The sequence below is a fragment of the Bradyrhizobium sp. cf659 genome, assembly GCF_900113725.1.
GTDB lineage: Bacteria > Pseudomonadota > Alphaproteobacteria > Rhizobiales > Xanthobacteraceae > Bradyrhizobium.
In genome coordinates, this window is record NZ_FOQJ01000010.1 from 204,818 (window position 1) to 231,610 (window position 26,793).

Annotated in this window: 31 protein-coding genes and 1 pseudogene; 24 read left to right on the forward strand and 8 right to left on the reverse strand. The window is 63.8% G+C overall.

Annotated elements, in window-relative coordinates; all coding sequences use genetic code 11:
• Positions 1–174: 174 nt before the first annotated feature.
• A complete protein-coding gene (locus BM118_RS31380; RefSeq protein ID WP_092190550.1) occupies positions 175–516 on the reverse strand; it encodes a hypothetical protein in 342 nt (113 codons plus the stop codon).
• Between the two features lie 25 nt (positions 517–541).
• Positions 542–1,306, reverse strand: coding sequence for an alpha/beta fold hydrolase (locus BM118_RS31385; protein ID WP_092190552.1), 765 nt, complete (start codon positions 1,304–1,306; stop codon positions 542–544).
• Positions 1,307–1,853: 547 nt separating this feature from the next.
• On the opposite strand from BM118_RS31385, the gene BM118_RS31390 reads away from it, so the two are divergent.
• From BM118_RS31390 to BM118_RS31400, 3 genes are all read left to right on the forward strand, one after another.
• A complete protein-coding gene (locus BM118_RS31390; RefSeq protein WP_177234868.1) occupies positions 1,854–2,345 on the forward strand; it encodes a (2Fe-2S)-binding protein in 492 nt (163 codons plus the stop codon).
• Complete coding sequence (locus BM118_RS31395) at positions 2,342–4,636, forward strand: xanthine dehydrogenase family protein molybdopterin-binding subunit (protein ID WP_092190556.1); 2,295 nt, start codon at positions 2,342–2,344, stop codon at positions 4,634–4,636. Before BM118_RS31390 ends, BM118_RS31395 begins: the two co-directional genes overlap by 4 nt.
• A gap of 417 nt (positions 4,637–5,053) precedes the next feature.
• Positions 5,054–6,148 (forward strand): HD-GYP domain-containing protein, encoded by a 1,095-nt coding sequence (locus BM118_RS31400; RefSeq protein ID WP_092190558.1) that lies wholly within the window; start codon positions 5,054–5,056, stop codon positions 6,146–6,148.
• A gap of 190 nt (positions 6,149–6,338) precedes the next feature.
• On the opposite strand, the gene BM118_RS31405 is transcribed toward BM118_RS31400, so the two are convergent.
• Entirely contained in the window at positions 6,339–7,919 is a 1,581-nt protein-coding gene (locus BM118_RS31405) for an ATP-dependent acyl-CoA ligase (protein ID WP_092190560.1), read from the reverse strand.
• A 216-nt stretch (positions 7,920–8,135) separates the two neighbouring features.
• The gene (locus BM118_RS31410) at positions 8,136–8,555 is read right to left on the reverse strand and encodes a VOC family protein (RefSeq protein ID WP_092190562.1); all 420 of its coding nucleotides are present in this window, start codon (positions 8,553–8,555) and stop codon (positions 8,136–8,138) included.
• Between the two features lie 126 nt (positions 8,556–8,681).
• On the opposite strand from BM118_RS31410, the gene BM118_RS31415 reads away from it, so the two are divergent.
• From BM118_RS31415 to BM118_RS31435, 5 genes and pseudogenes are all read left to right on the forward strand, one after another.
• A complete protein-coding gene (locus tag BM118_RS31415) occupies positions 8,682–9,656 on the forward strand; it encodes a Bug family tripartite tricarboxylate transporter substrate binding protein (RefSeq protein WP_092190564.1) in 975 nt (324 codons plus the stop codon).
• A 145-nt stretch (positions 9,657–9,801) separates the two neighbouring features.
• Positions 9,802–10,026 carry a hypothetical protein gene (locus tag BM118_RS31420; protein ID WP_092190566.1) on the forward strand — a complete coding sequence of 75 codons (225 nt, stop codon included), beginning with the start codon at positions 9,802–9,804 and terminating at the stop codon, positions 10,024–10,026.
• Between the two features lie 44 nt (positions 10,027–10,070).
• Positions 10,071–10,610: an ArsR/SmtB family transcription factor gene (locus BM118_RS31425; RefSeq protein ID WP_092190568.1), complete on the forward strand. Its 540-nt coding sequence runs from the start codon at positions 10,071–10,073 to the stop codon at positions 10,608–10,610.
• Between the two features lie 11 nt (positions 10,611–10,621).
• Positions 10,622–10,954, forward strand: a pseudogene (locus tag BM118_RS31430) (SRPBCC family protein); the annotation flags it as partial.
• A 21-nt stretch (positions 10,955–10,975) separates the two neighbouring features.
• Entirely contained in the window at positions 10,976–11,713 is a 738-nt protein-coding gene (locus tag BM118_RS31435; protein ID WP_092190572.1) for a DUF899 domain-containing protein, read from the forward strand.
• A 166-nt stretch (positions 11,714–11,879) separates the two neighbouring features.
• Here BM118_RS31435 and BM118_RS31440 read toward each other — a convergent pair whose 3' ends face one another.
• A complete protein-coding gene (locus BM118_RS31440) occupies positions 11,880–13,124 on the reverse strand; it encodes a S1C family serine protease (RefSeq protein WP_092190574.1) in 1,245 nt (414 codons plus the stop codon).
• 193 nt (positions 13,125–13,317) lie between these two features.
• Here BM118_RS31440 and BM118_RS31445 point away from each other — a divergent pair, with 193 nt between their 5' ends.
• From BM118_RS31445 to BM118_RS31465, 5 genes are all read left to right on the forward strand, one after another.
• Positions 13,318–13,935, forward strand: coding sequence for a hypothetical protein (locus BM118_RS31445; RefSeq protein WP_027542100.1), 618 nt, complete (start codon positions 13,318–13,320; stop codon positions 13,933–13,935).
• A complete protein-coding gene (locus tag BM118_RS31450) occupies positions 13,922–14,296 on the forward strand; it encodes a winged helix-turn-helix domain-containing protein (protein WP_177234870.1) in 375 nt (124 codons plus the stop codon). Before BM118_RS31445 ends, BM118_RS31450 begins: the two co-directional genes overlap by 14 nt.
• 30 nt (positions 14,297–14,326) lie before the next feature.
• On the forward strand, positions 14,327–15,067 hold the full coding sequence (locus BM118_RS31455; RefSeq protein WP_092190578.1) for a di-trans,poly-cis-decaprenylcistransferase: 741 nt from the start codon (positions 14,327–14,329) through the stop codon (positions 15,065–15,067).
• 121 nt (positions 15,068–15,188) lie between these two features.
• Positions 15,189–15,725: a GNAT family N-acetyltransferase gene (locus BM118_RS31460; RefSeq protein ID WP_092190580.1), complete on the forward strand. Its 537-nt coding sequence runs from the start codon at positions 15,189–15,191 to the stop codon at positions 15,723–15,725.
• A gap of 82 nt (positions 15,726–15,807) precedes the next feature.
• The gene (locus BM118_RS31465; RefSeq protein WP_092190582.1) at positions 15,808–16,293 is read left to right on the forward strand and encodes a Crp/Fnr family transcriptional regulator; all 486 of its coding nucleotides are present in this window, start codon (positions 15,808–15,810) and stop codon (positions 16,291–16,293) included.
• Here BM118_RS31465 and BM118_RS31470 read toward each other — a convergent pair.
• On the reverse strand, positions 16,232–17,059 hold the full coding sequence (locus BM118_RS31470) for a metallophosphoesterase family protein (protein ID WP_092190696.1): 828 nt from the start codon (positions 17,057–17,059) through the stop codon (positions 16,232–16,234). The two genes, BM118_RS31465 and BM118_RS31470, sit on opposite strands and share 62 nt — an antisense overlap.
• Positions 17,060–17,268: 209 nt before the next feature.
• On the opposite strand from BM118_RS31470, the gene BM118_RS31475 reads away from it, so the two are divergent.
• The 3 genes from BM118_RS31475 (at position 17,269) to BM118_RS31485 (ending at position 18,777) form a co-directional block, all read left to right on the forward strand.
• Complete coding sequence (locus BM118_RS31475; RefSeq protein ID WP_177234871.1) at positions 17,269–17,955, forward strand: DNA-3-methyladenine glycosylase I; 687 nt, start codon at positions 17,269–17,271, stop codon at positions 17,953–17,955.
• Between the two features lie 28 nt (positions 17,956–17,983).
• Entirely contained in the window at positions 17,984–18,277 is a 294-nt protein-coding gene (locus tag BM118_RS31480; protein ID WP_092190586.1) for a DUF1330 domain-containing protein, read from the forward strand.
• 206 nt (positions 18,278–18,483) lie between these two features.
• Positions 18,484–18,777 (forward strand): hypothetical protein, encoded by a 294-nt coding sequence (locus tag BM118_RS31485; protein WP_092190588.1) that lies wholly within the window; start codon positions 18,484–18,486, stop codon positions 18,775–18,777.
• Between the two features lie 151 nt (positions 18,778–18,928).
• Here BM118_RS31485 and dinB read toward each other — a convergent pair whose 3' ends face one another.
• Positions 18,929–20,029 (reverse strand): DNA polymerase IV, encoded by a 1,101-nt coding sequence (dinB, locus tag BM118_RS31490; protein ID WP_092190697.1) that lies wholly within the window; start codon positions 20,027–20,029, stop codon positions 18,929–18,931.
• A 213-nt stretch (positions 20,030–20,242) separates the two neighbouring features.
• Here dinB and BM118_RS31495 point away from each other — a divergent pair, with 213 nt between their 5' ends.
• The 8 genes from BM118_RS31495 to BM118_RS31525 all read left to right on the forward strand — a co-directional run bounded on the left by BM118_RS31495 (position 20,243) and on the right by BM118_RS31525 (position 25,856).
• Positions 20,243–20,452, forward strand: a complete 210-nt coding sequence (locus BM118_RS31495; protein ID WP_027542110.1) for a hypothetical protein — start codon at positions 20,243–20,245, stop codon at positions 20,450–20,452.
• 227 nt (positions 20,453–20,679) lie between these two features.
• Positions 20,680–21,948, forward strand: a complete 1,269-nt coding sequence (locus BM118_RS31500) for a tyrosine-type recombinase/integrase (RefSeq protein ID WP_092190590.1) — start codon at positions 20,680–20,682, stop codon at positions 21,946–21,948.
• A 343-nt stretch (positions 21,949–22,291) separates the two neighbouring features.
• Positions 22,292–22,990 (forward strand): hypothetical protein, encoded by a 699-nt coding sequence (locus BM118_RS31505; RefSeq protein ID WP_092190592.1) that lies wholly within the window; start codon positions 22,292–22,294, stop codon positions 22,988–22,990.
• A 140-nt stretch (positions 22,991–23,130) separates the two neighbouring features.
• Entirely contained in the window at positions 23,131–23,382 is a 252-nt protein-coding gene (locus BM118_RS31510; RefSeq protein ID WP_092190594.1) for a hypothetical protein, read from the forward strand.
• 92 nt (positions 23,383–23,474) lie between these two features.
• On the forward strand, positions 23,475–23,666 hold the full coding sequence (locus BM118_RS40830) for a hypothetical protein (protein WP_143099546.1): 192 nt from the start codon (positions 23,475–23,477) through the stop codon (positions 23,664–23,666).
• Positions 23,663–23,935: a winged helix domain-containing protein gene (locus tag BM118_RS31515; protein WP_092190596.1), complete on the forward strand. Its 273-nt coding sequence runs from the start codon at positions 23,663–23,665 to the stop codon at positions 23,933–23,935. The genes BM118_RS40830 and BM118_RS31515 overlap by 4 nt, the downstream gene beginning before the upstream one ends.
• Positions 23,935–25,551, forward strand: coding sequence for an AAA family ATPase (locus BM118_RS31520; RefSeq protein WP_092190598.1), 1,617 nt, complete (start codon positions 23,935–23,937; stop codon positions 25,549–25,551). Before BM118_RS31515 ends, BM118_RS31520 begins: the two co-directional genes overlap by 1 nt.
• A complete protein-coding gene (locus BM118_RS31525) occupies positions 25,548–25,856 on the forward strand; it encodes a TSCPD domain-containing protein (RefSeq protein WP_210189070.1) in 309 nt (102 codons plus the stop codon). The genes BM118_RS31520 and BM118_RS31525 overlap by 4 nt, the downstream gene beginning before the upstream one ends.
• A 396-nt stretch (positions 25,857–26,252) precedes the next feature.
• On the opposite strand, the gene BM118_RS31535 is transcribed toward BM118_RS31525, so the two are convergent.
• Positions 26,253–26,756 (reverse strand): pilus assembly protein N-terminal domain-containing protein, encoded by a 504-nt coding sequence (locus tag BM118_RS31535; RefSeq protein ID WP_092190600.1) that lies wholly within the window; start codon positions 26,754–26,756, stop codon positions 26,253–26,255.
• Positions 26,757–26,793: the final 37 nt, after the last annotated feature.

Genomic DNA, 26,793 nt, shown 5'->3' on the forward strand with positions numbered 1-26,793 from the left:
GGGCATAGCCGTCCGAAGGACGGCGTCGCTTCGCTCGCCTATGTCCCGGGCATCCACGTTCTTGGTTTCCGCGTCAGAAGAACGTGGATGGCCGGGACAAGCCCGGCCATGACGATGTGGCAACTTCAACGCACGACAGCGCGGATACGATTTCTCTGCGTCACGAAGGGTCGCTCACTCCCACATCCAGTTCTCGCCGTAATCCTCCTTCCATCCCGCCAGCCGTCCATGACGGAATTGCAGGAACAGGCGGTGGCGGTAGGGGATCAGCCCGCTGCCGCCGAGGTTGCGAAGCGCGAGGTAGATCTCGTTGCCGGGACGACCCCGCACATATTGCAGCGGCTGCCCCAAGGCGCGTGCGGTCTGCTCGGCGTCCATGCCGAAGGCGAGCGGCGTGTTGTTCGACAAGGTCGTGACGAAGGGCTGGCGCGGCGGCATGGTGCCGAACGGCTCGGCCCGCACCGACGCCGGGAAAAGTGTCGCCACGACGCCCGCAACCAACATCGCTCGCTTCATCGCCTCAGGTCCTCGTCCGGCCGGCCTATTGCGGCAAGTTCTTCAGGAAAGGCAGCACCGCGTCAACAAATGCCTTGGGCTGATCGATGTTGACGGCGTGTCCGGCGGCGGGGATCACGACCTTTTGTGCGCCGGGGATCTTGGCCGCCATGTAGTCGGATGCGGCGAGGAACGGCGTGTCGTCGGCGCCGACCACGATCAGCGACGGCACCTTGATGTCGGGCAAGAGCTCGATCACCTTCGCGTCGCGCTGGGTCAGCATGCCGCGTGCGGCAAGCGCCAGCCCCTTGGCGTTGCGATGGCTCGCGGTGGCGCGCTCGCGCGTCGCCGCCTTCAGCACGTCGAGACCTTCGCGATCGAGCCTGTCGGCGGTGGCAAGCGCCCGTGCGTTCCAGGCCTCGCGCGCGTCGTCCTTCTTGAAGCCCGGACCGGTGTCGATGATCAGCAGCGCGCGGACGCGTTGCGGATAAGCACGCGTGAAGGCGAGCGACATGTAGCCGCCGAGCGACAGCCCGCCGATGATCGCGCGCTTGGCACCGATGGCATCGAGGATCGCCGCCATGTCGCCGACCGTGAGTGCTTCGCTATAGGCCCTGGGGTCATCAGGGTAGTCGGACTGGCCGTGGCCGCGCATGTCCCACAGGACAAGCGTGTGGTCCTTGGCGAGCGCATCGACCTGTTCACGCCACATCGCCGAGGTCGATGAGTAGCCGTGCGTGAGCAGCAGCGGCGGCCCGTCGCCATGGACCTCGTAATGGATTCCGACGCCGTCCCGATCGATCCTTGGCATGTCTCCCGCCCTTCTTTTTATTCTCGTTATTCTCGCTGCAACACAGGTGCACCCTCTCCCCTTGTGGGAGAGGGTGGCTCGCCGCGTAGCGGCGAGACGGGTGAGGGGTATCTCTCCGCGCGCCCAACTGCCTGTTGAGTTCGCGGAGAGATACCCCTCATCCGGCGCCGTAGCCGAAGCTATGCTTCGGCGTTCTTAAGAACGGCGGCCGAAGGCCGCCTACGCCACCTTCTCCCACAAGGGGAGAAGGGAAGGGCCGCGCCGGCGGTTGCACTCTAGCTTGCCAAGTTACCTCGAGGAAACTGCTTGAACGCGATCGCACGCATGCCTGATGCGATCTCTGTTGCGTTTAGTGGCTGCGTCGGCACCGTTCTCGCAACGCACAACATACAGACGCCGCGATGATTTCGATCGCTTCCAAATTGCATTTGCCTCTGCGGCGGAACGCGATCATTCTTGCCATCAAGGCTGGCGCTGGCCCGGTGGGCGCCTGCCAACACAAGTTGCCGCCGTAAGCGGCTTCATGCACCGGCAGGGGAAGACGCCTATGCCAACACTTACTATCAACGGGCGGAGTCTGTCCGTGGATGCGGCGAACGACACGCCGCTCCTCTGGGCGATCCGCGAGCAATTGCAGATGACCGGCACCAAGTTCGGCTGCGGTGCCGGCCTGTGCGGTGCCTGCACCGTGCACGTCAACGGCGAAGCCGTGCGATCGTGCCAGACCATGGTCGGCGATGTCGCCGGCAAGAAGATCACCACCATCGAAGGCCTCTCCGCCAAGGGCGATCATCCACTCCAGAAGGCGTGGATCGCCGAGCAGGTTCCGCAATGCGGCTACTGCCAGTCCGGGCAGATCATGCAGGCGGCCTCGCTGCTCGCGAAGAATCCCAATCCGACCAAGGAGGAGGTCGTCGCACATATGGACGGCAATCTCTGCCGTTGCATGACCTATTCGCGGATCCAGAAGGCGATCATGCGCGCCGCATCCGAGATGCGCACCGCATCCGCTACGGGCAACGAGCGGAGGCCCACATGAATAAGCACGTGAACAACGTCTCCCCTGAGACGACCGATCTCAGCCGCCGCTCCTTCCTCGTCGGCACCGCCGCGACCGGCCTCGTGCTCGGCTATGCCGGCGTGCCCGGCATCGATCCGGCATCGGCCGCCGCGCCCGCCAATTTCGAGCCGAGCGTCTGGTATGCGATCTCGCCTGACGGTCTCGTCACCGTGACCTGCGGCAAGGCCGACATGGGCCAGCACATCGCCTCCACCATGGCGCAGATCGTCTGCGAGGAATTGGGCGCAAAATGGAGCGATATGCGCGTGCAGCTCGCCTCCAACGATCCGAAGTTCAACGATCCCGTGCTGGGCGCGCAGATCACCGGCGGCAGCTGGTCGACCATGATGAACTTCGAGGCGATGAGCCGGGCGGGCGCGGCCGGCCGCATCGCGCTGACGGAGGCTGCCGCCGCAGCCATGGGCCTGCCGCCCTACTTCAAGGATCAGATCGTCGTGCGCGACTCCATGGTCTTGCATCCGAAGTCGAAGAAGCAGATGTCGTTTGCCGAGATCGTCAGAAGCGGCAAGGCGACCAAGACCTTCACGCCGGACGAGCTCAAGGCGATCAAGCTGAAGACGCCGGATCAATACACCATGATCGGCGTGTCGGTGCCGCAGCTCGACATCCCCTCCAAGACCAACGGCACGGCCAAGTACGGCATCGACGTGATGCTGCCGGGCATGGCCTACGGCAAGGTGGTGACCCCGCCGGTGCGCTTCGGCGCGACGGTGAAATCGGTCGACGACAGCGAAGCGAAGAAGGTGCCCGGCTTCATCAAGGCCGTCATCCTCGACGACAAGACCGGAACCACCTCCGGCTGGGTGGTCGCGGTGGCCAGCACCTATGCCAACGCGCGCAAGGCGGCGGATGCGCTGAAGATCGCCTATGACGGCGGTCCGAACGCAAAACTGTCGAGCCAGTCGTTGCTCGATGAAGCCAAGCGGCTCCAGGGCCTCGAGGATTCCGGCCAGTTCTTCGTCAAGGACGGCGATCCCAATGCGGCCTTCGGTTCGGCGGCCAAGGTGGTGGAGGCCGAGTACACCACCAGCATCAACATCCACGCGCCGCTGGAGCCGATGAACGCCACCGCGGAGTTCAAGGGCGACATCCTGCACATCTATTCCGGCAACCAGTTCGCGACGCGCTCCGGCGCGATCGCCGCAGGCGCGGCCGGGATCGATCCGAAGTTCGTGGTGATGCACCAGCATTGGCTGGGCGGCGGCTTCGGCCGGCGTCTCGATGCCGACATGATGGTTCCGGCCGTGCAGGCGGCGAAGGCGGTCGGCAAGCCGGTGAAGGTGATCTATTCGCGCGAGAACGACATGACGATGGATTTCTCGCGTCCGCTCACCTACCAAAAGGTCAAGGCCGGCGTGGACGGCGACGGCAAGCTCGTCGCGCTCAGCCACGACGTGGTCTCGGCCTGGCCGACCGCACGCTGGGGAATCCCCGATTTGCTGACGCCATCGGTCGACAAGAAGGGCCCGCTCGACTCCTTCACGGTGAACGGGGCCGACTTCTTCTACACCGTGCCCAACCATTATGTGCGCGCGATCAAGAACGAGCTCGCGCACAACGCCACGCCGTCCGGGCAGCTCCGCTCGGTGGCGCCCGGCTGGACCTTCTGGGCGGTCGAAAGCATGATCGACGAGATCGCGGCTGCGACCGGCAAGGATCCTGCGCAGTTCCGCATTTCGCTGCTCGACGGCGCCGGCAAGAACGACGGCGGCGCGCAGCGGCTGCGCAACACGCTGCTCGCCGCGATGGGACTGTCCGGCTACGGCACCAGGCAACTTCCGAAAGGCGAGGGCATGGGCGTCGCCTGCGTCTCGTCGCAGGAACGCGCGACCGCGAGCTGGACGGCGTGCGTGGCTCACGTCGCCGTCGCAGCATCGGGTGCAGTGACCGTGAAGAAGCTCACGGTCGCAACCGACGTCGGCACGCAGGTGCATCCCGACAACATCCGTGCCCAGGTCGAGGGCGCGGCGCTGTGGGGCCTGTCGCTGGCGATGTACGAGAAGGCGACGCTCAAGGACGGTGGCATCGAGCAGACCAATTTCGACAGCTACACGCCCTTGCGCATGAGCCAGATGCCCGAGGTCGCGGTCGCCGTGATCGCCAACGGCGAGAAAGCCACCGGCGTCGGCGAGCCCGCCGTGACGGTGGTCGCTCCCGCCATCGGCAACGCCATCTTCAACGCCAGCGGCGCCCGCGTGCGGGCGTTGCCGATCACGGCCGAAGCCGTGAAGGGCGCGATGAAGGCGTAAGCCGGTCGAAGGCTTCCAGAGAAAATCCGCCGGAGGGCAACCTCCGGCGGATCTTTTGTTATGCGGAACGCCGCATCCACATATTCGCTGTCATGCCCCGCGAAAGCGGGGCATCCAGTACGCCGCGGCTTCCCGGTTCCGGCCGCGCCGTCTCGGAGTACTGGATCGCCCGGTCAAGCCGGGCGATGACGCCGTGGGCGGGACGGACAACGCCCGAAAATCCCCTTTATCTTCAACGGCCGTTCTACTGTGCATGGGGTTGTTTTCGCCGTTTTGATTGGAGCCCGTCATCGGAACCGAAATCCGTAAAATTGCGTGCAATTCCGGAAGGTTCCATTGAGCACGCCTCTTAAGGGCCGGAGAACCTGATCCGGCTTAGGCTTTCGCCCGAAACACTCCCGTGCTCTTGGGGAAACCATGAACGCCTCAGTCAAACCCGCCGCCAAACGCCGGCTTCTTCTCGCCTCCGACCGGAGCGACGAAAGCACCGAGCTTGCCAGCATCTTGAAGGCAGTCGGCGATGTCTCGACGGTGACGACCCGGGACATCCCCGAGAAGCCCTCGCGCGATCTCTCCGGCCTCGTGGTCGACATCAATCTGCGCTCGCCCGAGAGCGTGCAGCGGGTGCGCGACAAGCTGCGCGGCGATGCCTATCGTTCGATGCCGCGGTTGTTCGTGCTCGCCGATGCCCTGCACCACGGCACCATGCAGGCCTGGGCGCTGGGCGCCACCGACACGATCTCGCGGCCGCTTCAGCCCGATGCGATTCTGCAGCGCATCCGCGCCGCGTTTCCCGACACCGCCAGCTATGACGCGACCGATCGCGGCAAGACGCTCAACCGCGGCGTCGAGGCGGCGCACGCGGTGCTCGCCAAGATGTTCGAGAAGCTGCCGCTCGGCGTGCCCCTGACCTTCGACGACGTCATCGCCGCCGAAAGCAAGATCCTGAAGGCGATGAAGCACTCCTCGTTGCGCGAGTGGCTCACCACGGTCGGCTGCCACCATGTCGGCAGCTATCGCCACTGCCTGTTCGTCACCGGCTTTGCCGTCGCCTTCGCGCAGCATCTCGGCATGCGCGAGGACGACCAGCGCCGCCTGACCCGCGCCGCGCTGCTGCACGACGTCGGCAAGGCCTTCGTTCCCTCCGCGCTGCTCGACAAGCCCGGCAAGCTCACCGATGAGGAGATGGACGAGGTGCGCCAGCATCCGCGGCGCGGCTACGACGCGCTCGCCGCGCAAGGCGGCTTCCCGCCGGAGATGCTCGACGTGGTGCTGCATCACCACGAATTCCTCGACGGCAGCGGTTATCCCAACCGCCTGTCGTCGAACCAGATCAGCGACATCGTGCGGCTGACGACGATCGTCGACATCTACGCCGCTCTGGTGGAGAAGCGCGCCTATCGCATGCCTTTCACCCACTCCCGCGCCTTCACGATGATGGAAGGCATGGGCGGCAAGCTCGACCAGCAGCTGCTACAGGCATTCCGCCCGGTGGCGCTGGGGTCGTTTTGAACGAGATGTCGGCGCCGCTTTAGCGGCGCTATTGCCACACACTCGGTGTCGTCCTGGCGAAAGCCAGGACCCATTACCCCGAATGCCAGTTTGGCGAAGACCCTCGCAATGATCGTCCTGCCGATTGCGTAGATCACGCGGTATGGGCCCTGGCTTTCGCCAGGACGACGTCGTGGGGATGGCGCGGGGCTTACCCCACCATCTTCCGCAACTCCGCTTTCGCCACCTTCTCCAGCGTCGAGCGCGGCATGTCGTCGATCAGCCTGATCTCGCGCGGCACCTTGAAGTCGGCGAGGCCTTTGCGGCAGGCGGCCATCACGCTGTCATGCAGGTCCGGCGCCGCGCCCGCGACGCCGCCGTGCGGGATGATGAAGACGACCGGCACCTCGTCCAGCATCGGGTGCTTCTTCGCCACCACCGCCGCCTCGCGCACGCCGGGGACGAGCGCGATCACCTGCTCGATCTCGGAGGCCGCGACGTTCTCGCCGCCGACCTTCAGCATGTCCTTGGCGCGGTCCCCGAACTTGATGAAGCCGTTCGCGAGCCGCTCGACGCGGTCGCCGGTGAGGAAGAAGCCGTGTTCGTCGAAGCTTTCGCGCGTGGCTTTTTCGTTGTGCAGATATTCGGCGAACAGCGACAGGCCGCGGATGCCCCTGATCGAGAGATTGCCGGTGTCGCCGACCTCGGTCGGCCGTCCGTCATCGTCGGTGATCCGGATCTGGTACTCAGGCGCGGCGCGGCCGATCGACATCGGGATGTTGGGCTGATCGACCTCGCCGACGATGCCGTGGGTGATGGTCTCGGTCATGCCCCACCAGCCGATGATCTTGACGCCGAAGGCGGCAAAGGCCGGCGGCTCGTTGACGGCGCTGCCCCACAGGCGGAATTTGTGGTCGCTCGGGATCTCCTGCTCGAGCAGCGCCTTCATGCAGAATGGAATGGTCGAGGTCCAGGTCGAGCCGTGCTCGCGCGCGACGCGCCAGAATCGGCTCGCGGAGAAGCGCGGCTGGATCACGCAGGAGCCGCCGACCCACAGCGTCGCCAGCATGGAATAGGCGAGGGCGTTGGTGTGGAACAGCGGCAGATAGGCCTGGTGCACGTCGCCGGCGTGCAGGTCCTCATGCGCGGCGTTGACCTTGGCGCCCCACAGCGCGTTGGCGTGGGTCCACAGCACCGCCTTCGGCCGCGATGTCGTGCCGGAGGTGTATTGCACGCTGCACGGCGCGAGCGGATCGGCCGTTCGCCTGGGACGGTCGGCGCTGTCGGCGAACAGCGCTTCAAAACTGTCGCCGTATGCGACGGGCTGTGCTGGCGCCGCACCCGCATCGTGCGAGGTCACCGCCATCCAGCGCAGGTTGCGGCAGTGCCTTGCAATGATCTCGGCGTAGGACGGTTGCGTAATGGCGGCGACCGCGCCGCAATGATCCGCAAAATATTCCATTTCGGCCGGCGCCGAACGCGTGTTGGTGGTCACTGCGATGGCGCCAAGCTCGACGCAGGCAAACCAGGCCAGCATCGCCTCGATGCAATTGTCCAGATGAATGAGCACATATTCGCCGGGCTTGACGCCGCGCTTCGCCAGCCCCGCCGCGAGCGCGCCGACCCGCTCGTGAAATTCGCCATAGCTCCAGCGCCGCGCCGGCGCGTCGAACGGCGCCCAGATCAGGAACGGATGTGAGCTGCGCATCTCGGCGCGCATCTTCAGCAGCCAGGGCACATCCAGCCCGTCGAACGGGCCCACGATTCCGGCTGCGGTCTGTTGAATGGGCATGCGTCCTCCCGTGCAGCCTACATCTTGATGGCGGCCGCTTCTGGTTTATTGCGTCTTCCTGCCATCGGACGGCGCGGGGCGCAAATCGGGGGACGCAGTCTCTCCGCCGTCATTGCGAGGAGCCCTTGCGACGAAGCAATCCAGACTGTCCCCGCGGAGGCAGTCTGGATTGCTTCGCTACGCTCGCAATGACGGTGGTTGGGTCGGCAGTGAGCCCTACCGGCCACCGTCCTCGTACGAGGAGATCTCGATCAGGCTCCCGTCCGGATCCCTGCAATAGACCGAGCACAGCGTGCCGCGGGCGCCCTGCTTGGGAACTGGGCCTTCCTCGATCGCGACGCCATGTGCCTGCAAATGCGCCACCACCTCGTCGGGCGAGGCGGAGGTGAGAAAGCACAGATCCTCGCTGCCGGCGGTCTGGTGGTCGGCGGTGAACCACTCGACCTTGTCGGCGTCGCGCGGCCGGACGTTGATCTTCTGGTTACCGAATTGAAGGGAGGTCCGCGGCGCTTTGCCGCCGCCGGGGTCGAACACCTTGACTTCCATGCCGAGAATCTTGCGGTACCACTCCGCGGTCACCGCGACGTCGGCGACGTTGATCACGAGATGATCGAGGGCCTCGACCTTGACCGGCATGCCTTATCCTTTCGTCGCTATGTGCGTTGCGCACTTTCCGCGTGCTTCGGGCTTTGTTACAACGCCGCTGACGACGCTTTCAAGATATCCGGCTTTCAAGAACAACACGTTGGGAGAACCCTTGAGATGATCACTCGCCGTACCGCGCTGGGCCTGCTTGCCGCCACTCCTCTTGCAGCCAGCCCGCTGTCGAAGGCCCTTGCCGCCGATTATCCGGCTCGCCCGGTGAAATGGGTGGTTGGCTATCCGCCGGGCGGGGCCACCGACATCCTGGGCCGGCTGATCGGCCAGCGGCTGTCGGAGAAGTTCGGCCAGCAATTCGTGATCGAGAACAAGCCGGGCGCCGGCAACAACATCGCCACCGAATCGGTCATCAATGCCGTGCCCGACGGCTACACGCTTCAGCTGGTGAACCCGGCCAACTACATCAACGCCTCGCTCTACACCAATCTGAAGTTCAACTTCGTGCGCGACATCGCGCCGATCGCCTCGTTCCAGCGCGTGCCGAACGTGATGACCGTCAACAAGGACGTGCCGGCCAAGACCGTCGCCGAGTTCATCGAATACGTGAAGGCCAATCCCGGCAAGGTCAACATGGCCTCGTCAGGCAACGGCACCTCGGTGCACCTGTCCGGCGAGATGTTCATGGCGATGACCGGCTGCAAGATGCAGCACGTGCCCTATCGCGGCGCGGCGCCCGCGATCACCGACATGCTCGGCGGTCAGGTGCAGGTGATCTTCGACAACATGCCCTCGATCATCCAGCACATCCGTTCGGGCAGCCTGCGTGCGATCGGCGTCACCACCGCGCAGCGCTCGCCGCAACTGCCCGACGTGCCGGCGATCGGCGAGACCGTGAAGGATTACGAGGCGAGCGCGCTGTTCGGCATGGGTGCGCCGAAGAACACGCCGAAGGAAATCATCGCCAAGCTCAACGACGAGATCAACACGCTGATGAAGGAGCCGGACATGACCAAGCGTCTGGTCGAGCTCGGCGGCGAGCCGCGGCTGCAGACCCCCGAGGCGTTCGGCGAGGAGATCAAGGCCGAGACCGAGAAGTGGAAGAAGGTCGTCGAGTTCGCCGGCCTGAAGGTCGAGTAGCGATCTTGTGATGATCGGAAATGGAGCCCTGCCGTTCGGCAGGGCTTTTTTTCTTGCGCGCGTTGTCGCGTTGATCTGGAATGGAATGGCGAGACCTGATGATGTTTGGCCCGTATCTCGCGCCGTGAAGAGAGGAGTTGGGATCATGGGCAAGACGCAATTGGTCCTGCTGACACTGGGTGCGACGGTCCTCGCCGGTGTCGTCACCGTCACGCCCGCTGCGGCGCGCGGCAGCGCCTATGAGCAGTGCCAGGCCAGCGTGTCCGGCCGGCCGCTGTTCTGCGGCCTCAATCCGCTCATGGCCTATGGCCAGGTGCCGCAGCGCCAACCCAAGCCGCGCCGGAGCGCGCGGCTCGTTACGCCGCACTAGTCGCGTTTCACGCTGCAAACCGGTCGCAGCCTGATCACGCAGTCGTGCAGCTTCACGCGCGCGGGTTCCTGCTTGACGGTTTTTCGTTCGCGTCTATACTAAACCACATGGTTAAGTATCAGGACGAGACGCTGGACCGGACCTTTGCGGCGCTGTCCGACCCGACGCGGCGTGCGCTTCTTGCCCGCCTTGGCGAGCAGGACAGCCTGTCGGTGAGCGAGCTGGCCGCGCCGTTTCCGGTCTCGCTGCCGGCGATCATGAAGCATCTCGACGTGCTCACGGATGCAGGCCTGATCGTGCGCGAGAAAACCGGTCGCACGGTCTCGTGCCGGCTCACCGCGCAGCCGATGGAGCAGGCGATGAACTGGCTCAATCGCTACGCGCAGTTCTGGTCCGACAATCTCGATCGTCTTGCCGCCTTCGTGGAGGAAGAGACATGGCCAACCCAGCCGTCAACGCCGATTCCCGCAGCGCCGAACGCGCAAGCGAACGTCCAAGCGAACGTCCAAGCCTCACGCTCACGCGCCGGCTCCGCGCGCGGCCGGAAAAAGTCTACGCCGCCTGGACGCAAGCCGCGCAGCTAGCGCAATGGTTCGGGCCGCCGAACATGAGACCGGCGACGCTGAACGCCGAGCTCGACGTTCGCACCGGCGGCCGCTACCGCATCAGCTTCGTCCGTGACGACGGCGAATATTTCGAGGCCGGCGGCACCTATCGCGAGGTCGTGCCGAACGAGCTTTTGGTCTTCACCTGGGCCTGGCACTCGACGCCGGAACGCGAATCGCTGGTCACGATCTCGTTCAAGCCGGATAGCGCCGGCACGCTGATGATCTTTCACCACGCCCAGTTCTTCGACGAGACCGCACGCGACAACCACCAGCGGGGCTGGAGCTCGTTCTTCGACAAGCTCGATGCCTTCGTCGCCTGATCCCTGCCAGAGGAGACCGCCATGCAGCACCATCAGATCGTTTCGCGCGAGCAATGGATCGCGGCTCGCAAAACCCATCTGGCGCATGAGAAGGAGCTCACAGCGGCTCGCGAGCGCCTCGCCGAGGAGCGGCGCGCGCTGCCCTGGGTCAAGGTCGACAGGGATTACGTGTTCGACGGACCGAACGGCAGGGTGACGCTCGGCGATCTCTTCAGGGGTCGTCCGCAGCTCGTCGTCCAGCACGTGATGTTCGCGCCCGACTGGGAAGCCGCCTGCAAGAGCTGCTCGTTCTGGGCCGACGGGTTCGAGCGCATGGTGCCGCATCTGGCCGCGCGCGACACCACCATGGTCGCGGTCTCGCTGGCACCCAGCGCAAAGCTCGAGGGTTTCAAGACGCGGATGGGCTGGACCTTCGACTGGGTCTCGTCAGGGAGCAACGGCTTCAACCAGGATTACGGCGTAACGTTCTCGCCAGAGCAGATCGCCACGGGCAAGCCGATGTACAATTTCGACACCACGCCGATCTACGGCCCCGAACTGCCCGGCATCAGCGTGTTCTACCGCAACGAGGCCGGTGAGATCTTCCACACCTATTCCTGCTTCGCCCGCGGCCTCGACATGATGAACGCCGCCTATCAGTATCTCGACCTCACCCCGCTCGGCCGTCACGAGGAGGGGCTGCCCTATCCGATGGACTGGGTGCGCCTGCGCGACCAGTACGAGCCGCGGGCGGCGAAGGATGCGTGCTGCCACGGGTGAGGGGAGGGGCACGCCGGATCCCCACCAAAGGTGTCATCGCCCGGCTTGACCGGGCGATCCAGAACTCCGAGACGCTAGTGCTTGAATCGAAAAGTCGCGGCGTACTGGATTCCCCGCTTTCGCGGGGAATGACAGCGGTGATTGGCGATTTACCTATCGTCCCGCCTCACCGCTTCGCGTCCGCCTGCTCCGTCGCGTTGCACGAGATCAGCATCGTATAGGGCCGCGCGTTGCCGGCGATGTCGGTGGTCTTGAGCTCGCCCTTCGGCTCCGCGGTCTGGTAGGGCACCACGGAATTGTCGAGGAAGTCGCGCAGCACGCCGGTCTTGATGGCGAAGTTGATGTTCTCGGGAATGTTGCCGGTCGCTACGGCGATGCGGAGCGCGTCGACCTTTCCAGTGACGACGCCCACGATCTGCCCGGTGGCGTCGAACAGCGGCCCCCCGCTGTTGCCGGGTTGCACCGGCGCACTGATCTGCAGGAAGCGCGTGTCGTTGCGCATGCCGCTGAGTGAGCTCACGATACCGGTCGTCACCGTGAAGTCCGAGGTCAGCATTCCATGGTAAGGAAAGCCGATCGCGACGACGGAATCGCCGGAGCGGATCGAGCGGTCGCGGATCCGGGCAAAGTCCTTGAATGTCGTCGTCGACGGCGCCTGCAACAAGGCGAGATCGTTGTTCGCGTCGTTCGACACGACGCGCAAGGTCATCGCGGCTTCGCCGGTGAGATTGCCCTTGATGTCGCCGACGCAACCATTGATCACATGGTTGTTGGTGACGATGTGTCCGCTGGCGCTCACCACGAAACCGGTGCCGCTTTTGGCTCTGGCAGGTTTGCCGCCGGCCGGCGGCGCCTGCTTGTCCGGCGCGGGCTGCGGCTTGGCGGCGATCTTGGTGAAATCGCCGGCCTTGTCGAGCCCATCGGCTTTCACCTTGGTCACGCAATTGGCCAATGCGGCGATCACCGGGCCGGTCGAGGTCAGGTCGAAATTCAGGACGGCGCGGCCGGCCGTCGCGACCATCAGGCTCGCCTTCTGAAACGTTCGCACGACATTGAGCGGCATGATGGCCGTGAGCATGTTGGGCTGGTACGCTGTGGCGAACAGCCTGGCTTGCTCCTGCCCGTCAAAGGTCACGTCGATCGCGGCGTTCTCGCCCTTGTTGAAACGATAGCTGGGACTCGCAAAGGCGAGCGACCATGTGCCGGCGGCATTTTGGCTCACGACGAGGATGACGCCGTTCGCATAGGGCGTCGTCGCCGCGCAATGGGAGAAGGCGCCCGTCTCGTCATTGCTGAAGGCGCCGCCGATCCAGTTGCCGACATTGACGCTGCCGAAGGGTCCTTTCGCATGCGCGATGCCGGCAACGATCAGCTGCAACAGAGACGCAACGACAAATGATTTAAGCCACATATTTGCTCCCCCGGATGCTTTTAAATCCATCTTATCCGCGGCGGGAGGTGGGGCGCAACCGGCAGTTGTCGGTTCGCGATCAGGCTCCTCGCGGCGACTTTCCGGCTTGCCTTTACTTTGCGGTGCTATATGCTTTGCAATACAAAGTAACACGTCCGACAAGCGTGGGCGGAGCGAGGTTCTGGCGTTGCAGATGCGCGATCTCGACAAGGCACTGGCCGACATCGTGGCGATCCGCAGCCAGATTGCGGCCGGCACGGCGTTCCGCGGCTACGGCCCGGCGACCATGGCCGCGACCGGCGCCGTCGCGCTGATCACGGCAATCCTGCAATTCTGGCTGCTCGGTGATCCCACCGGCGAGCCGCTCGGCTTCTTCTTCGGCTGGTTCGTCGCCGCCGTGCTCTCCGTCCTGGTGATCGGGATCGAGATGCGCGCGCGTTCACGCCGCCATCATTCCGGCCTTGCCGACGCCATGATCCACCAGGCGGTCGAGCAGTTCCTCCCGGCAGGCGTCGCCGGCGTGCTGCTTGCGGTGGTGATGTGGAAGTTCGCGAGTGAGACGCTGTGGCTGTTGCCGGGTCTGTGGCAGATCCTGGTGTCGCTCGGCATCTTCGCCTCCGTCCGCTCGCTGCCGCGCACCGTCGCGCTCGCCGGCGCCTGGTATTTCGTTTCGGGCTTCGCGGTCGTGGTGCTCGCGAGCCAAACCCACACGCTGTCACCATGGACCATGGGCCTGCCTTTCGTGATCGGCCAGTCGGTGATGGCGGGCATTCTGTATTTTGCGTCCGGAGACCATGATGTCGAAGACTGACAGTGCGCCTTTTTCCTATGAAGGGCTCGACCGCGTCATCCACGAGAAGGCGAGGCTCGGGCTTCTGACCTCGCTGATGGCGCATCCGAAGGGGCTGGCGTTCGCCGACCTCAAGCAGCTCTGTGGCCTCACCGACGGCAATCTCAGCCGGCATCTTGCCGTGCTCCAGGAGGCCGGCCTCGTCGAGGTGACCAAGGGCTATGAGGGCAATCGCCCGCACACCACTTGCCGCCTGACCAGGGCCGGCCGCCGCCGCTTCCTCGATTACCTGGCCGTGCTCGAGCGGCTGGTGCGCGACGCCGCCAAGGCCGCCGGCCGCGAGGCGCCCCCGCTCGGCCGCCTCGGTATCGTCTCGACCTGATCGTCCCCCTTTTTGACCGGAGACTTTGCAATGCAAAGTGAACTTGCGCCCCGCAACGAGAAGCTTCATGTCGGCATCATCATGGACGGCAACGGACGATGGGCGACCCGGCGCGGCCTGTCGCGCGTGCGCGGCCACGAGGCCGGCGTCGAGACGATCCGCCGCATCGTCGAGGCCGCGCCCAAGCAGGGCATCGGCACGCTGACGCTCTATGCGTTCTCGACCGACAATTGGCGAAGGCCGAAGGCCGAAGTCGCAGCGCTGATGACCCTGCTGCGCTTCTATCTCGCCAATGAGGTGCAGAGTCTCGTGAAGAACGGGGTGCGTCTCACCGTGATTGGCCGCCGCGACCGTTTGCCCGACGGCATCGCCAATGCGATCGCGCGGGCCGAAGCGGCCACCGCCCACGGCAGCACGCTTCACCTGCGCATCGCCGTCGATTATTCCGCGCGCGATGCCATCCTCAACGCCGCGGCGAAGGCGGCGGCACTGACCAGCCTCACCCGCGAAGCGTTCTCGCAGCTCGTCACCGGCGAGGCCGGTTTGCGCGACGTCGATCTCATCATCCGCACCTCGGGCGAGAAGCGGCTGTCGGACTTCCTGCTGTGGGAAGGCGCCTATGCCGAGCTGCACTTCACCGAGCGGATGTGGCCCGAATTCGACGCGGGCGATCTCGCCGAGGCCCTCGCCGCGTTCCACGGCCGCGAGCGACGCTTCGGCGGTCTCCAGGCCATCATGCCCGAGGAGGTGCCGTCACTCTCCCGTGTGTGACGCGCGGCACAGGGAAACGAGCTGTTCGTTTTCAGCCGCATGATTGGCAGCGATGTCCAAGCGCTGCGTGCACGGTCTCGGCTAGGTCTGCGGTCCACGCAACCTGCCGAAAGCGTCACGCATGTTACAGCCGTTTCCGGGGGCCGTCGTCGCGCCGGTTGAACTGGCCGAAGCGAAGGGCACGGTCTGCATCAGGGCCGCCAGTGCATCCGACGTGGAGAATCTGTCGGTCTATTTCACCGGCCTGTCCACGACATCGCGCAACAAGCGTTTCATGGGTGCGCGCGCCGACCTCGTCGTGATCGCGGCCGAATGCGTGGCGAAGGCCGACCGTCCCGGTCACTTCACCCTGCTCGCCGAGTTCAGGCAGGAGGGGCAGCGCACCATCATCGGCGAAACGCACTATGCCTACGATGCGACCGCACGGCACGGCGAGTTTGCCATCTCGGTCGCCGATGCCTTCCAGCGCATGGGCTTTGGCCTCCGGCTGATGACGGCGATGGAGACGCGCGCGATCGATCTCGGTCACGAGATGATCGCCGGCGAGACCGCGCGGACGAACGCGGAAATGCGCGGCCTGGCGAAGAAGGCCGGGTTCAGGGATACAGGGCTCGGCGACTGGCAGTCGGTTCACCTCGCCAAGCGCCTGTCGCGATAGCCATACGCAGGTTGAATTGCCGCGTGGCACGGATCGTGCTCTAGTATCCCTCGGGTATACCCAGCGATGGGAGCTTTCGGCGATGCGCGCAGTCCTGGATTATTGCACCGGCGGAACGGAGCGGCAGGTTGCGGCCGGCACGGTCGTCGTCACCGAGGGTGGCACCAGCGGCCATCTCTATGTGCTGATGCAAGGCAAGCTCGAGGTGCTCAAGGGCGAGATGGTGGTTGCCACCGTCACCGAGCCGGGCGCGGTGCTGGGTGAAATGTCCGTGCTGCTGGGCCAGCCGCACACCGCGACGGTGCGGGCCTGCTCCGATGCGGTCATCTACGAGTTCGAGGATGCCGCCTCGTTCCTCGCGCAGGAGCCGGGTGTGGCGCTCCTGATCGCGAAAATGCTGGCGCAGCGGCTCAACATCGCCAACACCTATCTTGCCGATCTCAAGCGGCAATATGCCGGCCACGGCACGCATCTGGCCATGGTCGGCGAAGTGCTTCAGAGCATGATCAACCTGCCGCCGCTTGAGGTCTCGCCAGGCTCGGATCGGCAATCCGATCCAAGAATGTAAGCCAGTCCGGCGGCGCCTCGATAAAGGCCGCCGGCCGCTTCAGCGGCGCGTCGAGGTCGATCCACTGCGCCTCGCCCGCCGCCAGCCAGAACGCCTTGTTGGCATCGAGATCCAGCACGATATGCGTCGGCGGCCGGCCCGGTTGCAGGCCCGCGTTGAACACCCAGGTCTGGCCCAGCCGGTCGAACCACGAGCCATCGGTGATGAAGGGCGACTGGTGCACATGGCCCGAGATCACCATCGACGGCTGATACTGCATGATCCACTGCACCACCTCGACATCGCCGAAGAAGCGCTTGCCGCCCCAGCTCGTCGGCGAATCTGCCGGCGGCGCGTGATGCGCCCAGATCCAGCGCTGCGGCCGGTTCGCCGCGGCATCGCGGAGCTGGTCGGCGATGCGCTGCTTGACCAGTGGTCCATCCCACCACGGGCACACCGTGAACAGGGTGTCGCCGATGGTGAGGCTGTCGCCGTCGCAGGCAACGCCCAGCTCCCGCACCTCCGAGATCCAGCGCGAGATCTTCTCCCCCTCCGCGCTGCGCTCGTCGAGGTCGTGATTGCCGGAGCAGAGGATCACGCGGGTCTTTCCGGCAAGCAGCGCGAGGTATTTCTTCACCACCACGATCTGCGCGCGGAAGTCCACCATCGAGCCGATGTCGAGCGCATCGCCGGCGAAGATCACCAGGTCGAATTGCGGCGCCGCGCTGACCAGCCAGTCGAACTGCGGCAGCGAGTAGTGCAGGTCGGCCACGACCAGGCAACGCATTGAAAATCCGTTCGCGAGATTGAAAATGTCTGGGAATTCCAAAACGGCAAAAAGCAAGAAGCAGACCAGCACGGCCGCCCCTTCGCGTCAATCCAATGAGGGCAAGCATGCCGCGGCGTATTGCAGGAGGCAAGGCACCTGGCGTCGCAGGTCTGGACCGGACCATCGAATTCTGCTGTCGTGGCGCACCCTCAACCGCCCGTGTCCGCATGACCTCGTTCAAGACCATTCGTGCCCGCGCCGAGAAGCGCAAGGGCGGCCCCAGGGCGCTGGACAGGCTGATGCCTGACAGGCCCGACCTCAAGCGCCTCGCGAAGCTCGGCGACGACCGCATCCTCGCCGAGATGACCAAGCGGGTGTTTTGCGCGGGCTTTGCCTGGAGCGTGATCGATTCGAAATGGGACGGCTTTGAAGAGGCCTTCCTGCATTTCCAGCCGGCCAAGCTGACCTTCCAGCCGGAAGACTATTGGGAAGGCCGGCTGCGCGATGCGCGCATCGTGCGCAACGGCGCCAAGATCATGTCGGTGCGCGACAACGCCGCCTTCGTCCAGGCGGTCGCAAAGGAGCACGGCAGCTTCGGCAAGTTTCTGGCGAAGTGGCCGTCGTCCGACGAGATCGGCCTGCTCGATCTCCTCACCAAGCGCGGCAGCCGGCTGGGCGGCAACACCGGCCAGATGCTGCTGCGCTTCGTCGGCTGGGACGGTTTCGTCACCTCCAAGGACGTCGTGGCCTGCCTGCGCGGTGCCGGCCTCGATATCGGCGAAGAGGTGAAGTCGAAGGGCGATCTCGCAAAAGTGCAGGCGCAGTTCAACGCCTGGGCCGAGGAGACCGGTCTGCCCTACACATATCTGTCACGCATCTGCGCGCTCTCGGTCGGCGAGGTCAGGAGCGAGTAACGGATCACGAGACATCAGGAGAAGAAGAATGGCCAAAGCCTATTGGGTTGCCACTTACCGCGCGATCAAGAACCCCGACGCCATGGCGGTCTATGCCAAGCTGTCGCGCCCGGCGATCGAGGCGGCCGGCGGCCGTGTGCTCGCGCGCGGGGTGCCGGCTGCGGCCTTCGAGCTCGGCCAGATGGAACGCGTCGTTCTCATCGAGTTCGACAACGTCGAGCGCGCCAAGGCCGCGTATGCGGGCCCGGCCTACCAGGCTGCTCATGATTTGCTCGGTGACGGCGCGGACCGCGACATCCGGATCGTCGAAGCCGCCGATTAGAGCAGCGCACGGGCAGATCATGGACATCCTGTGGCGATCCCGTGCCGTGAGCGCGGCAGATGCAACGCGCGATCACGAAATACATTTCACCGGAACATTTGCGCGCAGCATCCGTTCGGAAATTTGAGCCAGGCGAACCAGGGCGCAGGGAACGCCCGCTCTGGCCCAAATCAATGAAACCCCGAACGACAGAAACGGAGCAGCGCATGAAGCTCACATCCGCGCAGGTGAAGCAGACCATCACGCAACTCGGCGCCCAGGTGCTGCCCGACGAGCATCCCGCCGTGCCCCAGCTCAACAGCATGTTCGGCGAGCACACCTTCTTCGTCGACGAGAGCGGACTCAAGGTCCTCGAACCCACGCCGTCGCCAGGTGCAGACCGCCAGACGGGCGAAGTCGTCAGCCTCGCCGACTGGGCCGATGCAGAGCTGACACGGCTGACGGCGCACGAGCCCGAGCCGACCGGCGTGATCGTGGTGTTCGAGCAGATGAAGCATTGATTGGTGCGGGCCGATCGACACGTCTATTGGTGGCGGGTTTGAAAAATCCCGTCACCGTATGCGAAAAGCCGCATTTGCTGCCTCTGCGACAGGTTTGGAGACGCGTCGCGGGCAAAGACGTCGCGTTCGCTGAGCGCCTTGTCCATCCGGTTCAGATGCCGAAAGTCAGCTGCGGCTCCGGATCATCCCCGTCCTGGAGGGCAGACAGCGATACGCCCAAGAGCCTGACGCGCTTGGGCAGCGGCATCTCGACTTCGAGCAGGCCGCAGGCCAGCCGCTCCAGATCGTCCCGGCCTGCAACCGGTGTTGGTGCGGACCTGCTACGCGTGATGATCTCGAAGTCGGCAAATTTGATCTTCAAGGTGACGGTGCGGCCGCGGTTGCCGGTCGCCTCGCAATGGCGCCAGACCTTGTCGACGAGAGGCTTGAGCTCGGTGACCAGCGCGTCGAATTCGTCGAGGTCGGTCGAGAACGTGTTCTCCGCACCGATGGACTTGCGGATCCGGTTGGCCCGGACCGGACGTTCGTCGACGCCGCGTGAGATCCAATAGTAATAGGCGCCCGACTTGCCGAAATTCGCGTTCATGAACTCCAGCGTCTGGTTGCGGATGTCGAGGCCGGTGAACAGGCCGAGCGCATTCATCTTCGCGGCTGTCGCCGGACCGATGCCATGGAACTTGCCGACGGGCAGCGCCTCGACGAAGGCGGGTCCCATCTCCGGAGAGATCACGAACTGACCGTTGGGCTTGCGATGATCGGAGGCGAGCTTGGCCAGAAACTTGTTGTAGGAGATGCCTGCCGAAGCGTTGAGCCCCGTCTCGGCCTTGATCTTCTCGCGGATCCGCAGCGCGACGTCGCGCGCCAGCGGGATGCCTTGCAGGTTTTCCGTCACGTCGAGATAGGCCTCGTCGAGCGACAACGGCTCGATGACCGGGGTGTGCTCGGCAAAGATGTCGCGGATCTGTCTGGAGATCGCCTTGTAGACCTCGAAGCGCGGCCTGACGAGGATCAGATCGGGACATTGCCGCTTCGCAGTCACTGAGGGCATGGCAGAGCGAACGCCGAACTTGCGAGCCTCGTAGCTGGCGGCCGCGACGACGCCGCGTTCGGCGGAGCCTCCGACCGCGACCGGCTTGCCGCGCAGGTCCGGATTGTCGCGCTGCTCCACGGACGCATAGAACGCATCCATGTCGATATGGATGATCTTGCGGACGGGCGAAGTGTCGCCAGTCACCGTGTCGGATTCGCTCATGGGAAGATGATACAATCGGGCAACGAGAAGCGCGAGGTGATCGATGCTTTTCGCGCCTTACGCAGCCGGGGTCGCGTTTGCCGGCCTGCTCAATGCGGCGATCTGGCGTTTGAATTGAGACGTTCAGTCTCGACCAGGTTCAAAGAACAGTCTCAGGCTTGTGAGTGGCAAGCATGGGCACGCGATCTAATATGAGCTCGCGGAGGACAGCCCATGCAATACAGCTCCGAACTCATTCAGACGATGCGTCAAGCGCTGGAGACCGTGATGGCGAGCGTGCCGGCCCATCAATCGGTCTTCGGTCTGAAAGCGGCTGTGGCCGAATGCATCCTGAAGGCCGCCGCACACGGCCAGACGTCCTACGACGGGCTCGTCACGTCCGCCTCCGACCAGATCCAGACGATGATCTCGATGCTCAGCTAGGCGCGTAAAGACGGCTACAAGGCTGGCGCACCCGACACGATTCGAACGTGTGACCTTTGCCTTCGGAGGGCAAAGGTGGGGAAATTACCCCTGCTTACCCGAAATCACTTGGAATTGATGGCCCCCAGATATAGGCTAAAACCAGCCTGATTTGGGGGCTACGGTCGTTGCTCCGAATTTCCCTCGTTTTCCGGCGCCTGCTTACCCGGTGCTTACCTGAGGGAAAATTGCCGAAACTCACTAAACGCACGGTCGATAGCGCCGAAACCACCGGAGCCGACGTCTTTGTATGGGACGACGAGCTGCCTGGCTTTGGCCTGCGGGTAAAGAAGAGCGGCGCGAAGTCCTTCATCGTCCAGTACCGGAATGCCAATGGTCGGAGCCGCCGGCTCACGCTAGGTCGGTATGGCGTTCTGACGCCAGAAGAGGCCCGCAAGGACGCTAAACTCGCCCTGGCGGATGTCGTGAGGGGCTCAGATCCCGTCGAGAGCAAGAAGCTCGCCCGAGGCGCAATGACCGTTGCGGAACTATGCAGGGAGTACTTGGACAAGGCCGAGCGCGGCCTGATCCTGACGCGCCGGGGCGAAACTAAGAGCCAGACGACCCTGTACAGCGACAAAGGGCGTATCGAGCGGCACATCATCAAGCTTGTTGGCAAGAAGACTGTGAAAGGATTCACCTCCACTGATGCCAAGGGCCTTCAGCGCGACATCATCGCCGGCAAGTCCGCCGCTGACGTGAAGACTAGGAAGCGGGGCCGCGCGATTGTGACGGGCGGGAAGGGGACCGCGTCCCGTACAATGGGTCTCCTGGGTGGGATTTTTAGCTACGCTGTCGATGAAGGCTACCGGCCAGACAACCCCATAAGCGGTATCAGACGGCCAAAGGACCAAACGCTCGAGTGGCGCCTGGACGATGCGGGCTATCGTCGCCTAGGCAAATGCCTCGCCAGCGCAGAGGCGAACGGCGAGCATTGGCAGCCTATCCTTGCGAGCAGGACCGCTGCGATGACGGGCTGCCGTCTGGATGAGGTTGAAGGCCTGCTCAAGACCGAAGTCGACCCTATCGGAATGGCGCTCCGGCTCGGCGACAGCAAGACCGGCAAAAGCATCCGGCCTGTGGGGCCGGCCGTTATTGCCGTTCTGAAGACGGCAATGGCCAAGTCGAAATCCAAGTTCGTCTTCCCCGCCGTCACGACCGACGCGAAGCACCACACCGGCCTGACCCGCTGGCTGAAGAAGGTCTCTGCCAAAGATGTGCCGGGGATTACCTGCCACGGGCTGCGGCACTCGTTCAGCTCGACGGCCGAGGATATCGGCTATTCGATCCCGACCATCAAGGCGCTGATTGGGCATTCCAGGGCAAGCGTCACTGAAGGATATATTCACAAGATCGATTCGGCGCTCCTCGCAGCGGCCGATCGGATCGCTAGACATATCGACGATGCCATGACTGGAAAGAAACAAAGCAAGGTCGTCCAACTTCGGAAGGCCTGATCAATCGGCGCGGCTAGGGTAGCTCCCGAAAAGCTGGTCCGCACCAGCCTGCCGCGTCGTCACATTGCGGATGCTCCATGCGGAGGGGCTTTTGGCAAAGAAACCGACCGGAAATCTTCCGGAGAGTTGGGCGCGATCCGAATCTCTCCGACGCCTGCTCCGATCATCAAAAACCGCCCGTGAGGCGGCGCCAAGTCGTGAGGTTGGGAAAACGCGTTCAAAGAAGAAGGGGAGACCATCGTTAGCCAAGTTTGATCATCGACGCAGCCAGAGCGAACACGCGGAGAGCGGGAGCATTACATTTTACGAGACGCGGGGTGTTCGCGATTCAAGCGAGACGTTCTTGTTTTCGGATTTCGAAGAGACACTTTCTTTAGCAAACCATACTGGGTATGCCGAAGCTGAAACCTACGCATCTCTCTTTGAAGTCGCCAATCAATGGCTAAGGGAGACCGGGGAGAAAGACTTTTTCGGCGTGGCTGATGATGCTGACGAAGCAACGGCCTCGGCGAAAACGTGGAAGCAAAAGCATAAGATCGACCGGCTTACCTTCCAGCGTTGGTGGTTCGAAACTGGAATGAAGAACGGTTTTCTCTCGCCACCGGCTGCTGCGGCAAAGTTTCTTGCTGCTTCAGACTTCGTCCACCGGCTCACTAAGGGAAACCAGCAACTCCAACGTGCGATCTACCAATTCGCAGATGCTTGGCATTGGATGCGGTTTGAAGGGTCGGACGAGCACGAGTTGGCGGCCGTTGGCCTGAAAAGCATTCAAGGGCGAGCGCAAGGGCCAGCCGTCAAGCAGGAACGAGCTGAGCTGAAAAAGAAACTGCTCAACGAACTCTACGATGGATTTGCCTCCGATGAGAGAAACGGCGCCGCCAGGAAGAGCGCGAAAGGGGCCGCAGGTGCAATGTTCTCTCAAGTGAACAAGAAGCTCAAAGAGCTTGGCCTTAATGCTTTTGCCGAGAAGACGCTCGCTGACGAGTTGCGGCCTTTGGTCAAAGCTCGCTTCCCCAGGCCCAAAAAGCAGCGAGCAACTTAGTCCGAACTGGCCAGTTCGGGAAATTTGCCGTTCCGAATTGGCCAGTTCAGGAATTTCATAAGTATCGGATTTCCTGCGTTTTTTGCAATTTGCATCCAGTTGCAGCGGGTGGATTGGCCACCTTCTCAAGTGGAGCGCAAATGACAGAACCTGAGGAAAGCAAATCGGAACGCCTCCTGCGGCGCGCGCAGGCGGCGAAGTACGTGGTCGATACGTACAACGTGCCCTGCTCACCCAAAACTTTGGCGAAGCTGGCCTGCGTCAGCTCGGAGGGACCGCCGTTTCACGCCGGCAGATTTCCCCTCTATCCGGTCTCAGGACTGGATGCCTGGGCAAAGAAAAAGATCGGGCCGCTGGTCAGATCGACGTCTGAAGTCGACCGCGCTGCCTAATCAATCGTCCCCCTCAAAACGAAGACCCGGCTGCACGATCCTCATCTTGGCGGATCAGATCGTGCGCACCGGGCTCTCTAGGAGTCTCGAACTTGAAAACCTGTATCAAACGACATCCCAAAGCACAATCGGTTTCCGATCTCCCCCTCTTCAGCTGGCGCATGGTCGTTGTTTGCCCGAACACCCGGGCCGGCAGCTACGTCGCGCGGCGGTACCGCGTCCACCCCGCCGTGGCAGATCTGATCGCAAACCTCGCCGGCATCGGATCGGGGGTGGAGCAATGAGCAGCATCACCATCCGTATGCCGAGCGGGTCCCGCCTGACCTTCGCGGGACGCGAGGCCTGGACGTTGCAGCGGCTGATCGATGCCGGGCCGCGAGGCGTGACCACGATCGATCATCCGGCGCCGCGCTGGTCGCACTACATCTTCAAGCTCCGCCGCGCCGGGCTGACCATCACCACCGAGTATGAGCCGCACCGCGGTTCATTTCCGGGGACGCATGGCCGCTACCGGCTCGAAACCCCCGTCATCGTTGTTGCAGAGGCCGCGTAATGAACTTTCATCAATCACGCGCGCCCCTGACCGCAGACGAGTTGAAGCGCCGCGCTGAAGCTCTGTCCGCGAACGCCCAGGCCTTTGACCACCCGCAGAGCGGTCCCGGAGACGAAGCAGCCGACACGGCCCACAGTGATGAGCGGCAATACGGACCCACGGCCGCAAAGATATTGCGCGAGGTAAAGCGCAGCGTGGCATTGGCGTCTCAGGACGCCAAGCTCGCTGTTTTCACGGAAGCCGCAGCGACGCTCGCGGATGCCGTGGCGAGCCAGTGGGTGCCCAAAAATGTGATGGTCGATCGCCTGTTTGAAATCGCCATGGCTCACGGGTGCTTCGGCCGCGATCGAAAAGACATCGAGGATTTGATCGGAAAGCATGCGGAGAGGGCTGCCGACCAAAAGCAAAAGCCGGAACAGGCGTCGTCAGGCTCGAAACCCCTGAAGCGACGGTTGATCGCGCATCGCGCCAGCGACCTCGAGCCCGAGAAGTTGGTGTGGGTCTGGCCGGGCCGCCTCCCCGAGGGCAAGCTCGTTTTGCTCGGCGGACCGCCCGGGCTCGGCAAGAGTCAGCTCACCGCGTTCATGTCGGCCACCGTCTCGAACGGTGGTCACTGGCCGTGCGGTGAAGGCTCAACGCTCCCGGGAGACGTCATCTTCATGTCCGCGGAGGATGGCGTGCAAGACACCATCATCCCGCGCCTCATGGCGGCGGGAGCTGACCGCGAGCGCGTTCACATCGTGTCGTCCGCCACCAAGCCGGACGGGACCGGCCGAAAGACGTTCAGCCTGAAGACGGATGTCGATCTGCTCGAAGACATGGCGAGGAAAATCGGCACGGTGAAGCTGATCATCGTCGATCCGATCTCGGCGTACATGGGCGGTAGCGATGGCAACGGGAACGTGGAGACCCGAGAGGTCCTGGAGCCGCTGGCTGACATGGCCAACCGCCTCCGGATCGCCGTGGTGGCCGTAACCCACCTCAACAAGGGAGGAGGGGGCGGCAACCAGAGCGCACTCAACCGGTTTGCCGGCTCGATCGCATTCGTGGCTGCGGCTCGCGCCGCGTTCGCCGTGATCGAGGACCCGGAAGACGACGAGCGGCGGTTCCTGCTCCAGGCCAAGAACAACCTCGGCAAGAAGTGCAAGGGGCTGGCTTTCCGGCTCGAGCAGCGCTTGGTCGGGGACGACGTGATGTCATCGAACGTCATGTTCGAGGGCGACCATGTCAGTGAGTCGATCGATGAAGCGCTGAGCGCCTCTGAGAACCGCGGGACCAAGAAGGGCCAGTCTGGTGGCGGCAAGGAAGATGTCATCCAGTTCCTGAAGGACATCTTGTCGGGTGGACCGGTGGACGTTTTGGAGGTCGAGCGCCAGGCCCGGGCGGCGGCGCTGCTGGAGGAAGACAAGCGGCTGAGCAAGAGCAAGGCCTTCCGTGATGCTCGAACCGAGCTCGGGATCAGGTCGATCCGAGAGGGCTTCGGCCCCGGTTCCCGCTACGTGCTGGAGTTGTCGGACGCATCATGGGCGCCCGAAAAGCCCATGGGCGCCCCCTTCCAAACAGGGGCGCCTATGGATGATTTGGGCGCCCATGGAGAGGTAGGAGGTCGGCAATGACGGGCCTCCGAACCCGCCTGAAGGACCGGCGAGCCCATTGGCTCTTCCGGTTCGAATGTGATGGTCAGTCCTATACCGGCGGCATCGGCCGGTTCGAGGATGGCCGGATTGCCGAGGTCTTCATCAACGGGACGAAGGTAGGCACGGCAGCCGAAACCAACGCTCAGGACGCGGCAATCGTCGCGTCCTTGGCTCTCCAGCATGGCTGCCCGGTGGAGACCATTCAGCATGCTTTAGCCAGATCGGGTGGGTCGGCGGGACCGTTGGCAACGCTACTCAGGACGGTCGAGCGTGAAAGTGCCTGAGGCTGCTCATCTGAAGGTGCTCACGCCATATGACCCTCGGGAAGGGATCAGTCTAGCTGCGGCAGCTAAGAGGGCTGGGAAGTCGGAGACAACGATCCGGAACTGGTGCCCTCAGCATGGTCTCGGGCGTCGTGTCGGAGGCGGCGTTTGGGTTGTCAGCCAAGTCGCGCTTGCGATGTTCCTGGATGGCGATGTCACGGCTCTCGAGGCTTATCATGCAGGCGATTTGTTCAGTTCGCGCGTGCGGCAGTACTTTGAGCGCTTCGGTCTGCCCGGCCCAAGACAGTCCGCATGTCGAGGCGGACCGGACAAGCCCCGGCAGCGTCACGATGACCGCATGTGACCCATAGCTGACTTCGACGACTGGGATCAGGTGCCCTGTCCCCGAGGGAGCCGCTACCGCCCATATTGCTTGGTTGTCGACACCGTGCCGCCGTCCTGCGTGGGCCTTGTCACTGTGACAGATTCAGCAGATGGTTCATCCGGGTCGCGCCCGCCATTCGCCAGCTTCTTGTCGAGGTCCGCGCGCCCGCACCCGGTTTCACTGCAATACCAGCCGATGTAATCCTTGCCGCCCGTCCCGTAGAACTTGATGAGATGTCCGCTGGACGGCGTGACGTTGATGGCCGCCATATACGGCTCCTCGCCGGGCTGGTTGACAATCAACAGGGTGCGACCAGGGGCGAGTCCGGATACGGTAAGTTTCCGGTCGGTCTGCGGTATCAGTTCTGCCGTGCCATGGGTAACGACCGTGGGGTCTTTGAACGGCTTTTCAAATACCAGCGTTCTGGATTCCCCGACCGCCAGATCGATCGTGTCCTTTGGTTCAAGGATTTCTGGCGGCTGGGCCAGTGCGGGTCCGGCCATGAGCAGGCCAAAAGCGATAATCACCAGACGCATAATGATGCCCCCCTACCCGTGTAGAGGGCCGGAGGGT